At 71.0% G+C, this 10,785-nt stretch carries 9 protein-coding genes and 2 pseudogenes; 5 read left to right on the top strand and 6 right to left on the bottom strand.

Going from position 1 to position 10,785, the window contains the following annotated elements; translation table 11 throughout:
- Positions 1–236 precede the first annotated feature (236 nt).
- From ACN6LD_RS29950 to ACN6LD_RS29960, 3 genes are all read right to left on the bottom strand, one after another.
- Positions 237–1,184 (bottom strand): beta-ketoacyl-ACP synthase III, encoded by a 948-nt coding sequence (locus tag ACN6LD_RS29950; protein WP_445044833.1) that lies wholly within the window; start codon positions 1,182–1,184, stop codon positions 237–239.
- A 182-nt stretch (positions 1,185–1,366) separates the two neighbouring features.
- Positions 1,367–1,504, bottom strand: a complete 138-nt coding sequence (locus ACN6LD_RS29955) for an MFS transporter small subunit (RefSeq protein WP_173985788.1) — start codon at positions 1,502–1,504, stop codon at positions 1,367–1,369.
- Positions 1,470–2,804, bottom strand: coding sequence for an OFA family MFS transporter (locus tag ACN6LD_RS29960; protein ID WP_319195647.1), 1,335 nt, complete (start codon positions 2,802–2,804; stop codon positions 1,470–1,472). Before ACN6LD_RS29960 ends, ACN6LD_RS29955 begins: the two co-directional genes overlap by 35 nt.
- A 181-nt stretch (positions 2,805–2,985) precedes the next feature.
- On the opposite strand from ACN6LD_RS29960, the pseudogene ACN6LD_RS29965 reads away from it, so the two are divergent.
- A pseudogene (locus ACN6LD_RS29965) lies at positions 2,986–3,143 on the top strand (2Fe-2S iron-sulfur cluster-binding protein); the annotation flags it as partial.
- A 7-nt stretch (positions 3,144–3,150) separates the two neighbouring features.
- Positions 3,151–3,999 carry a formate dehydrogenase accessory sulfurtransferase FdhD gene (gene fdhD, locus ACN6LD_RS29970; protein WP_445044834.1) on the top strand — a complete coding sequence of 283 codons (849 nt, stop codon included), beginning with the start codon at positions 3,151–3,153 and terminating at the stop codon, positions 3,997–3,999.
- A 511-nt stretch (positions 4,000–4,510) separates the two neighbouring features.
- Here the strand turns inward: fdhD and ACN6LD_RS29975 are convergent.
- From ACN6LD_RS29975 to ACN6LD_RS29985, 3 genes are all read right to left on the bottom strand, one after another.
- Positions 4,511–5,038 (bottom strand): isochorismatase family protein, encoded by a 528-nt coding sequence (locus ACN6LD_RS29975; protein WP_445044835.1) that lies wholly within the window; start codon positions 5,036–5,038, stop codon positions 4,511–4,513.
- A 19-nt stretch (positions 5,039–5,057) separates the two neighbouring features.
- Positions 5,058–5,204 (bottom strand): hypothetical protein, encoded by a 147-nt coding sequence (locus tag ACN6LD_RS29980; RefSeq protein WP_445044836.1) that lies wholly within the window; start codon positions 5,202–5,204, stop codon positions 5,058–5,060.
- 283 nt (positions 5,205–5,487) lie between these two features.
- Entirely contained in the window at positions 5,488–6,504 is a 1,017-nt protein-coding gene (locus tag ACN6LD_RS29985) for a bile acid:sodium symporter family protein (protein ID WP_445044837.1), read from the bottom strand.
- 234 nt (positions 6,505–6,738) lie between these two features.
- On the opposite strand from ACN6LD_RS29985, the pseudogene ACN6LD_RS29990 reads away from it, so the two are divergent.
- From ACN6LD_RS29990 to ACN6LD_RS30000, 3 genes and pseudogenes are all read left to right on the top strand, one after another.
- Positions 6,739–7,599 (top strand): annotated as a pseudogene (locus tag ACN6LD_RS29990) (LysR substrate-binding domain-containing protein); the annotation flags it as partial.
- A gap of 373 nt (positions 7,600–7,972) precedes the next feature.
- Positions 7,973–9,799, top strand: coding sequence for an AMP-dependent synthetase/ligase (locus ACN6LD_RS29995; RefSeq protein WP_319195653.1), 1,827 nt, complete (start codon positions 7,973–7,975; stop codon positions 9,797–9,799).
- Positions 9,800–9,924: 125 nt separating this feature from the next.
- Complete coding sequence (locus ACN6LD_RS30000; RefSeq protein ID WP_319195638.1) at positions 9,925–10,761, top strand: aldo/keto reductase; 837 nt, start codon at positions 9,925–9,927, stop codon at positions 10,759–10,761.
- Positions 10,762–10,785 lie beyond the last annotated feature (24 nt).

The raw sequence follows: 10,785 nt of genomic DNA on the forward strand, positions 1-10,785 counted from the left end.
GGCTGCAGCCGAGTATCGATTGTCTTTCGTCTGCAGTCCACGGCGCACAGCTGTCCGACGCGGACACCGGCGAACGCGTCCCACTCGCCGCGACCCGCCGTATGCGCACTGCGTCCTACGACCCACACGCCCGTCGCCCCCGGCACAGGTCACGCGTCCCCCGGCACCAGGCACCCGGCACCCGGCACCCGGCACCCGTGACACGTGGTCACGGGCAGGCGGTCACGCGCCGACGGTCACGGGCAGCGCACGACCTGGCCGGCGTACGACAGGTTGCCGCCGAAGCCGAACAGCAGCACCGGGTCGCCCGTGGAGACGGCGCCCTGTTCGACGAGCTTGGAGAAGGCGAGCGGGATGCTGGCGGCGGAGGTGTTGCCCGACTCGGTGACGTCGCGCGCGACGACAGCGTTGACGGCTCCGATCTTCGCCGCGAGGGGCTCGATGATGCGCAGGTTCGCCTGGTGCAGGACGACTGCGGCCAGCTCTTCGGGCTTGAGTCCCGCCCGCTCGCAGGCCTGCCGTGCGAGCGGCGGCAGCCGGGTGGTGGCCCAGCGGTAGACGCTCTGCCCCTCCTGGGCGAACCGGGCCGGCTGACCCTCGATGCGCACCGCGTGCCCCATCTCGGGCACCGACCCCCACAGCACGGGTCCGATCCCGGGCTCGTCGCCGACGGGACAGCCCTCGACCACGGCGGCGCCCGCGCCGTCGCCGACGAGCACGCAGGTGGTGCGGTCGCTCCAGTCCGTCACCTCGGACATCTTGTCGGCGCCGATGACCAGGGCGCGGGTGGCGGCGCCGGCGCGGACGGTGTGATCGGCGGTGGCCAGCGCATGGGTGAAGCCCGCGCAGACGACGTTGACGTCCATCGCCGCCGGCTGTGGGATGCCGAGGCGGGCGGCGACCCTCGCGGCCATGTTGGGCGAGCGGTCGACGGCCGTGGAGGTGGCGACGAGCACCAGGTCGATCTCGTCCGGCGCGAGGCCCGCCGTGGCGAGCGCCTTGGCCGCGGCGTGCGCGGCGAGCTCGTCGACCGGCTCGTCGGGTCCGGCGATGTGGCGTGTGCGGATGCCCACCCGGCTCCTGATCCACTCGTCATTGGTGTCCACCAGTTCCGCCAGGTCCGCGTTGGTCAGCACCCTGGCGGGCTGGTAGTGGCCGACGGCGGTGATGCGCGAGCCGTTCATTCGGGGGGTCCCCTCGTTGCCGTGGGTTGCGGGATCCACCAGTCTGATCAGTGACTCACGGGTACGAGGGCGCGTGAAGCGACAGGAAACGGGTTCCCCGGTTGTCGGCTTCCCCATAGCTCTCGGACGCCCGAGCACCTGCCGAACGCCTGCCCGCCGAACACGCGCCCCGCGGTTCACCGCTACCCGGTGAAGAGCTGCGTGGCCTTCTGCACGAGCTCGTACAGCCCGTAGACGAGCGGCGCCCCCACCCACAGCCAGGCGAAGGCGGTCAACGGCCGCCGGTCAGGCTGCGGACTCGGGCTGCTGTCGTTCGGCATCGACTGCCTTCCTCTGGGCGGGTACATGGTGGCGGACGTGGACGGGACGGACGAGCTCGTTGGCGACGAAACCGACGGCCAGCAGCCCGATCATGATGAACAGGGACAGGGTGTACAGCGACGAGCCGTCCTTGCCGGCCGCCTCCTGGCGGTCGGCGATCCAGTTCACGATCAGCGGGCCCAGCACGCCGGCCGTCGACCATGCGGTGAGCAGCCGGCCGTGGATCGCGCCCACCTGGTAGGCCCCGAAGAGATCCTTGAGGTAGGCGGGAATGGTCGCGAAGCCCCCTCCGTAGAAAGAGAGGATCACCAGCGCGCACAGGACGAACAGGGGTTTCGACGAGTCGCCGATCAGGGCGATGAGGGCGTACATCAGGGCGCCGACGCCCAAGTACAGACGGTAGACGTTCTTGCGCCCGACCAGGTCGGAGGTCGACGACCAGCCGATCCGGCCGGCCATGTTCGCGGCGGACAGCAGGGCGACGAAGCCGGCCGCCGCGGAGGCCGACACCGGGGTGGAGGTGTCGGCGAAGAAGTCCGTGATCATGGGCGCGGCCTTCTCGAGGATGCCGATGCCGGCGGTCACGTTCATGCAGAGCACCACCCACAGGCACCAGAACTGCGGGGTGCGCACCGCGCTGCGCGCCGAGACCTGCACGCCCTCGACGGCGCTCGGCGCGCCGGCGACCGGCCGCTCACCGCGTGGCACCCGCACCAGCAGGACGCCCAGCGTCATGAAGACCGCGTACGAGAGACCGTGCACGAGGAACGCGAGGGCGATGCCCGAGCTGTCCGAGCCGAACGACTGGAGCATCTGCGCCGACCAGGGAGAGGCGATGAGCGCGCCGCCCCCGAATCCCATGATGGCGATTCCGGTGGCCATGCCGGGACGGTCCGGGAACCACTTGATCAGTGTGGAGACGGGCGAGATGTAACCGATTCCGAGGCCGATTCCGCCGATGAAGCCGTAGCCGAGGACGATCAGCCAGTACTGCTCGACGGCCGCGCCGAGCGCGGACACCAGAAAGCCGGACGAGAAGCAGACCAGGGCGACGGTCATCGCCCAGCGCGGCCCGTTGCGCTCCACCAGCGTGCCGCCGAAGGCCGCGGACAGGCCGAGCATCACGATGGCGAGCTGGAACGGAAGCGCGCTCTGCGTGCCGCTGAGGCCGAGCGCGGACTCCAGCGGCGGTTTGAACACGGACCAGGCGTAGGCCTGGCCGATGGAGAGGTGGACCGAGAGGGCGGCCGGGGGGACGAGCCAGCGGCTCCAGCCGGGCGGCGCGATGGGGGGACTCATGAAACATGAACGGTAGAAACCCGTTTCCGACGCTGAGAAGGGGAGCGTCGACCGATTGCGGTGAGCGGTATGCGGAATGCGCCGAACGGTCGGACCGGCCGGTATTCCTACCGGGCGGCCTGATGCGCACCCGAGGTGCCGGGCGGGCGCGGCCCGCGACGCGTCGGGCAGTCCGATCCCGATCGTGTGCGCCTGCTGCAGGGTGGGCTGCCGGCTCGCACTCCATGTGCAGGACAATGAGACGTGAAGGTCACGTCACCGCACGACAACCCGGTGACCCACGGCAACCTCTGCAGCAAGGGCCGCTTCGGCTACCAGCACGTACAGAACCGGGGCTGATCACGACATGGGACGAGTCACCGAACGACGCAAAGTGGTCCGCATCAGGGACGGCGTGGTCTCCACCCGCGCGGACACCCTGGTCGCCGAGGAGCCACTGGAGATCCGGCTCAACGGCAAGCCCCTGGCGATCACGATGCGCACCCCCGGCGACGACTTCGCGCTGGCCGCCGGCTTCCTGGTCAGCGAGGGCGTGCTGGCCGAGCAGGACGACCTGCAGAACATCGTCTACTGCGCGGGCGCGACAGCCGACGGGAGCAACACCTACAACGTGGTGGACGTACGCACCGCGCCCGGGGTGGCGATCCCCGACATCACCCTCGAGCGCAACGTCTACACCACCTCCTCCTGCGGCCTGTGCGGCAAGGCGAGCCTGGACGCCGTCCGCACCACGACCCGCTGGCCCGTCGCCGACACTCCCCCGCTCCGGATCGAGCCCGAGCTGCTCGCCGTCCTCCCCGACCGGCTGCGCGCGGCGCAGCGCGTGTTCGACCGGACCGGCGGGCTCCATGGAGCGGCCCTGTTCTCGGAGAACGGCGACCTGCTCGACGTCCGTGAGGACGTGGGCCGGCACAACGCGGTGGACAAGCTGGTCGGACGCGCCCTGCAGAACGGGGAGCTCCCCCTGTCACGGGCGATCCTGCTGGTCTCGGGCAGGGCCTCGTTCGAGCTGGCGCAGAAGGCCGTGATGGCGGGCCTCCCGGTGCTCGCGGCGGTCTCCGCGCCCTCCTCGCTGGCGGTCGACCTGGCCGCGGAGACCGGACTGACCCTGGTGGGCTTCCTGCGGGGCAGCTCCATGAACGTGTACGCGGGTGAGGACCGCATAGCCCTGAGGACCGCGGCCGCCCAGAGCTGACGGATTCCCCGCGGCGCGGCGGCGGGGCCCGGCCCCGACCGGCGGGGAACGCCCCTGCGCCGCAGGGCCCGCTTCGACGCGCCGCGCCCCGCGCACCCTCGGGCCCGCCCAGCCCCAGGAACCGGCGCCTCTTCCCGACCGCACCCGCCGGCCGACCTCACGCTGCCGGGCCGTCCGGTGCGCCGCACCCCGGTTCCGCCACGATCCGGTTCCGCCACCCTCGGGTTCCGCTGCGATCCGCCGCGCTCGGGTTCTGCGGCCTCGGGTGCCGCCGTCGGGCCGGCTCCGCCCGGTCACGCAGCACTCCGATGCCGCCCTCGGGCCGGCTCCGCCCGGTCACGCAGCACTCCGATGCCGCCCTCGGGCCGGCTCCGCCCGGTCACGCAGCACTCCGATGCCGCCGTCGGGCCGGTTCCGGCCGGCCGCGCCTCGCCGGGCGCGGCCGGAGGCCCATGTGGTCGCCCTCGGGTCCTTCTCGGCCCGCCGCTCTGCCGGTGCCGGCGCTGTCGACTCAGCCGCGAGTGAAACGGACGTCGGCCGCGCGGACCACGGTGCCGAGCCGGGGGAAATCGAGCTTCACGGACGCCTCGTGTTCGGGCCCGGTGAGAGCGGCCATCCCGTCCTCGACGAAGACCAGGTCGTAACCGAGGTCGCCGGCGGCGCGGGCGGTGGACTCGACGCCGAGATTCGTCGCGATGCCTGCGAACACGAGCGTGGTGACGCCGCGTTCACGGAGACGGTCGTCCAGGCCCGTCCCCTGGAAGGCGCCGATCGTCCGCTTGACGATCTCCACATCGCCGTCCCGAGAGAGCCCCTGGACCAGTCCGCTGCCGGACGGCTGCTCGGCGACCCCCGGACGCTCGACGCGGACGAGCACGACGAGGGCTCCCGCAGAGCGGAAGGAGTCCGCCAACTCCTGTGCCGTCACCAGCACTTCGGCGCCCTTGCGGGGTGCCAGGGGGAGGGCGACGATGCGGTCCATCAGATCGACGAGGACCAGTGCGGTGCGCGCGGGATCGAGCGCGAGGGGGACGGTCATGACGGAACGTTATCCCCCGTCAGCCGTCCGTGCCGGAGATCCGGATCAACAAGCGCGTGAACTGCTCCCGTTCGCGGGCGCCGAGGGGTGCCAGCAGTGCCTCGTTCGCCCTCGAGGACGCGGCCGAGGCGCACGCGGCGATCGCGGCGCGGCGCGACCTGGGCAAGGCGGTTCTGGTGCCGTAACCGCTTCCACAAGGTGGTGCAGGCGCACCGTAACCGCTTCCGCAACGCGATCAAGGCCCGCCGCAACCGCGTCCACAACGTTGTTCCGGGCGGTGTCGTAACCGCTTCCGCAACCCGGTCCGGGGCCGCCGTAACCGCTTCCGCAAAAACGCGGCTCCAAGGCGCGCCGTAACCGCTTCCGCAACGCAACTCAGCCGCCTGACGGATTCCGGCAACGCCTGCTCAGATGTCGTAACGGGTTTCCCTACCGCCTCGGCGACCGTCTCAGGTCGTCGCCGCAGTCCGCTCGTCGGCATGTTCGCGCGGCGGCTCCAGCGGATCGCGGGCCCGGCGCTTGGCGATGACCGCGCACACCATGAGCTGCATCTGGTGGAAGAGCATCAGCGGCAGCACCGCGAGGGAGGCGTGCGCGCCGAACAGAACGCTCGCCATGGGCAGTCCGGAGGCGAGGGACTTCTTGGAGCCGGCGAACTGCAGGGCGATCCGGTCCGCACGGCCGAACCGCAGCGCCCTGCCGCCGTACCACGTCAGGATGAGCATCACCGCGAGCAGTGCGACCTCGACCACGAGCAGTCCGCCCAGCCGGGCCGCGCTCACCTGGTGCCAGATGCCCTGGACCATGCCCTCGCTGAACGCCGTGTAGACGACGAGGAGGATCGAACCGCGGTCGACGAGTGCGAGCACCTTCTTGTGCCGGGTGACGAAGCCGCCGATCCAGCGGCGCAGCACCTGTCCCGCGAGGAAGGGCACGAGCAGTTGCAGCACGATCTCGACGAGCGAGTCCGCGGAGAGTCCGCCGCCGCTGCTGCCGAGCAGGACCGCCGCCAGCAGCGGGGTGACGACGATGCCGACCAGGGAGGAGAAGGAGCCCGCGCAGATCGCCGCGGGCACGTTGCCGCGGGCGATCGAGGTGAAGACGATCGACGACTGGACGGTCGACGGCACGAGGGTGAGGAAAAGCAGCCCCTGGTAGAGCGGGTGGGTGAGGAAGACCGGGACGAGGCCGCGGGCGGCCAGGCCGAGCAGCGGAAAGACCACGAAGGTGCAGGCCAGCACCGTGACATGCAGTCGCCAGTGCTTCAGCCCGTCCAGTGCCTCGCGGGTGGACAGGCGGGCGCCGTACAGGAAGAAGAGGAAGGCGATGGCTGCGGTCGAGGCGCCGGAGGCGACGTCGGCGGCGGTGCCGTGTGCCGGAAACAGGGCGGCGAGCCCGACGGTCGCGAGCAACATCAGGATGTAGGGGTCGACCGGCATCCGGCTCGGCCACTGCAGGCGTTTCACGGTGCTCCACGTGCTGTTCGAAGGTGTGCGTGTTCCTGAAAAGGCTTACGACCCGTTGCCCGTGCGGACCGCCGGCACGCGCCCGACATCCGTCGCTGCGGGCGGCCGGGCGGAGCCGGGCCCCGGGAGGTCCCGGGGCCCTCCCATCGTCCCCCTCCGGACCGTGATCGGGAATCCCGTACACCGCTCTCACTGTCATCACGGATCGCGATGACACGGACTAGGGTGGGGAGTGTGTACGACCCCTCCCATCTGCGCACTTTCCTCGCCGTGGCCCGGGCGCTCAGTTTCACGCAGGCGGCGCGGCGGCTCGGCCTGCGCCAGTCGACCGTCAGTCAGCACGTGCGGCGGCTGGAGGACGCCACCGGACGGGCCCTGTTCACGCGGGACACGCACTCGGTGGAACTCACCGAGGACGGTGAGGCCATGCTCGGTTTCGCGCACCGGATCCTGGACGTCCACGAGCAGGCCACCGCGTTCTTCACCGGCACCCGGCTGCGCGGCCGACTGCGATTCGGTGCGTCCGAGGACTTCGTGCTGACCCGGTTGCCGGAGATTCTGGAAAGTTTCCGCTCCGATCACCCCGAGGTCGATCTGGAGCTGACCGTGGAGCTGTCGGGCACTCTGCACGAGCGGCTCGCCGCGGGAAAGCTGGATCTGGTGCTGGCCAAGCGGCGCCCCGAGGATCCGCGCGGCGAGCCGGTGTGGCACGACGAGCTGGTCTGGATCGGCGCGGAACGGCTGCGCCTGGACGCGGGGCGGCCGGTCCCGCTGATCGTGTTCCCGCCGCCGGGCATCACCCGCGCCCTGGCGCTGGAGGCGCTGGAACGCCAGGGCCGGTCCTGGCGGATCGTGTGCACGAGCGGAAGCCTCAACGGCCTCATCGCGGCGGCCCGCGCGGGTCTGGGCGTGATGGCGCACTCCCGGGGCCTGATCCCGCCCGGTCTGGTGAGGGTCCCCGACCAGGCCGGGCTTCCTGAGCTGGGCAGGGTCGATTTCGTGCTGGTTCACGGGCGCCGACGGACGTCGGCCGGGAGTGCCGCCGACGCCCTGGCGGCGGCGATCCTGGCAGGCGGCGACCAGCTGCACCGGCGTCCCGCAGCCCAGCGTGCGTCCCACAGCCCGGCGTCCCACAGCCCCGCGATCGGCAGCCCCGCGACCGTCCCCGCATCCGCCCGCCTCCCCGGGCCGACCCCGAGGAAGCCGGCAAAGCCGTGAGGGGCTCAGCGGGAGGTCGGGCGGCGTAAGCGGTGCGGGGGGATTCGGTGGAGATTACGGTGCCGAAACTTACTCAACCGTCAGCATTGTGTCCGACCCTTCCCCATGTGGGCCCTTTTTCCCGCCCTGACCAGCGTGGACTGTAACGTCGCCCGCCTTGCGCGCCCCTCCCGCCCTGTCGCCGGGTGGGGTAGCTTTCACGGCGCTGTGCGGCCATGGGAAAGCGGGGTGCGGAAGCGGGGTGGGAAGTTTGCGGGAGTTCACCAATCCTGCGTTGGCGCTGCCACCGCCGGTCGGCGGTCTGGCCGACGTCGTCTTCCGGCACGCCGAGGATGACCCGCACTACGTCGCGCTCGGCCGCAAGGACGAGCACGGCGAATGGCGGGACGTCACCTCGGCCGAGTTCCGCGACGAGGTCCTCGCCCTGGCCAAGGGCCTCCTCGCCCAGGGCATCAGGTTCGGCGACCGGGTGGCGATCATGTCCCGCACCCGCTACGAGTGGACCCTGTTCGACTACGCCCTGTGGACCGTCGGCGCCCAGGTGGTGCCGGTCTACCCCACCTCGTCCGCCGAGCAGTGCTTCTGGATGCTCTACGACGCCGAGTGCACGGCCGCCGTCGTCGAGCACGAGGACCACGCGATGACGATCGCCACCGTCATCGACCGCCTCCCCCAGCTGCGACAGCTGTGGCAGCTCGACTCGGGCTGTGTGCAGGAGCTGTACGACGCCGGCGCGGCCATCGAGGACGAGGTCGTCCACCGGCACCGCGAGGCGGTCACCCCCGACTCGACCGCGACGATCATCTACACCTCGGGGACGACCGGCCGGCCCAAGGGCTGCGTCGTCTCGCACGGCAACTTCATGTTCGAGGCGGACACCGTCATCGAGCGCTGGGAACCGGTGTTCCACTCCAGGAAGGGCGACGAGGCGGCGACCCTGCTGTTCCTGCCGCTGGCGCACGTCTTCGGACGGATGGTGCAGATCGCCGCGATCCGCGGCAGGGTCCGCTTCGGCCACCAGCCCCAGCTGCACGCGTCCGCGCTCCTCCCCGACCTCCAGGCGTTCCGTCCGACGTTCTTCCTGGCCGTGCCGTACATCTTCGAGAAGGTGTACGGCGCCGCCCGGCGAAAGGCGGAGCGGGAGGGCCGGGCGGGACCGTTCGAGAAGGCCGTGGACGTGGCCGTGCAGTACGCCGAGGCGGTCGAGGCGAAGGCGTGGGGCACCGGACCGGGCCCCTCGGCCGGGCTGCGCATGCAGCACCAGCTGTTCGAGAAGCTCGTCTACGCCAAGCTGCGCGCGGCGATGGGCGGCCGGGTGCGGCAGGCGATGTCCGGCGGCTCGGCCATGGACCGCAGGCTCGGCCTGTTCTTCGCGGGCGCGGGCGTGCAGATCTACGAGGGCTACGGCCTGACGGAGACGACGGCGGCGGCGACCGCGAACCCGCCGGGGCGCACCCGGTACGGCACCGTCGGTCAGGCCATCCCGGGCATGACCGTGCACATCGCGGACGACGGAGAGATCTGGCTGCGCGGCGCCAACGTCTTCCAGGGGTACCTCAACAACCCCAAGGCCACCGACGAGACCCTGCACGACGGCTGGCTGGCCACCGGCGACCTCGGCGCCCTGGACGAGGACGGGTATCTCACCATCACCGGCCGCAAGAAGGAGATCCTGGTCACCTCCGGGGGCAAGAGCGTCGCGCCGGGGCTGCTCGAGGAGCGGGTGCGCGACCACCCTCTGGTCCACCAGTGCCTGCTGGTGGGCAACGACCGGCCGTTCGTGGCCGCCCTGGTCACGCTCGACCACGAGGCCGTCGAACACTGGCTGCAGATGCGCGGCAAGCCGCAGATGACGCCCGCGGAGCTGGTCCGCGACGCCGATCTGGAGGCGGAGGTGCGCCGGGCTGTGGTGGCCGCCAACACGCTGGTCTCCAAGGCGGAGTCGATCCGCACCTTCCGCATCCTCGGCCAGCCCTTCAGCGAGGAGCACGGGCTGCTGACCCCGTCGCTGAAACTGAAGCGCAAGGCGATCGAGAACGCCTACGCAAACGAGGTCGAGGCGCTCTACCGCTCCTGAGCCGGAAGCGGCTCCAGGTCTTGGACGGGCGGGGAGCGGGTACCGGTGGGGGAGGAATGCATCGACCGTCGTGATCGTTGACGATGGGAGTACCCCTTGACGGACAACCGAAGGATCAAGAGCTCGTGAGCAGCAAGGTCCCCCCGATCATCCTCAACAACGGCGTCGAGATGCCCCAGCTGGGCTTCGGGGTCTGGCAGGTGCCGGACGACGAGGCGGAGCAGGCGGTCACCACCGCACTGGAGGCCGGGTACCGCAGCATCGACACAGCGGCGATCTACGGCAACGAGGAGGGCACCGGCAAGGCCCTCGCCGCCTCCGGCGTACCCCGCCAGGACCTCTTCGTCACCACCAAGCTCTGGAACTCCGACCAGGGACACGACGCGACGCTGCGCGCGTTCGACGCCTCCCTGCAGAAGCTCGGCCTGGACTACGTGGACCTGTACCTGATCCACTGGCCGAGGCCGGCCCGCGGCGAGTACGTCGACACGTACAAGGCCTTCGAGAAGCTGCTCGCCGACGGCCGCGTCAAGGCGATCGGCGTGTCGAACTTCCTGCCGGAGCACCTCGAGCGACTGATCGACGAGACGTCGGTCGTACCGGCGGTCAACCAGATCGAGCTGCACCCGCACCTGCAGCAGCAGGAGTCCCGTGCGTTCCACGCGGAGCGGGGCATCGCCACCGAGGCCTGGTCCCCGCTCGGCCAGGGCAAGGGGCTGCTCGAGGTCCCGGCTGTCGTGGCCATCGCCCGCAAGCACGACCGCTCCCCCGCTCAGGTCGTGCTGCGCTGGCACCTCCAGCTCGGCAACGTGGTGATCCCGAAGTCCGTGACGCCGTCGCGGATCAAGGAGAACATCGACGTCTTCGACTTCAGCCTGGACAGCGAGGACCTCGCGGCCATCAGCGCGCTGAACGAGGACCGTCGCATCGGTCCGGACCCGGCCACGTTCGACGTCGGCTGACGGTCCCCACCCGTGACGAGGGCG

The organism is Streptomyces sp. SAS_272, from assembly GCF_052543235.1.

Coding starts and splice junctions, on each gene's coding strand:
- fdhD (WP_445044834.1), top strand. CDS start 3,151: ATGGGACGAGTCACCGAACGACGCAAAGTGGTCCGCATCAGGGACGGC.
- ACN6LD_RS29975 (WP_445044835.1), bottom strand. CDS start 5,038: ATGACCGTCCCCCTCGCGCTCGATCCCGCGCGCACCGCACTGGTCCTC.
- ACN6LD_RS29955 (WP_173985788.1), bottom strand. CDS start 1,504: ATGCCGAACGACAGCAGCCCGAGTCCGCAGCCTGACCGGCGGCCGTTG.
- ACN6LD_RS29950 (WP_445044833.1), bottom strand. CDS start 1,184: ATGAACGGCTCGCGCATCACCGCCGTCGGCCACTACCAGCCCGCCAGG.
- ACN6LD_RS29960 (WP_319195647.1), bottom strand. CDS start 2,804: ATGAGTCCCCCCATCGCGCCGCCCGGCTGGAGCCGCTGGCTCGTCCCC.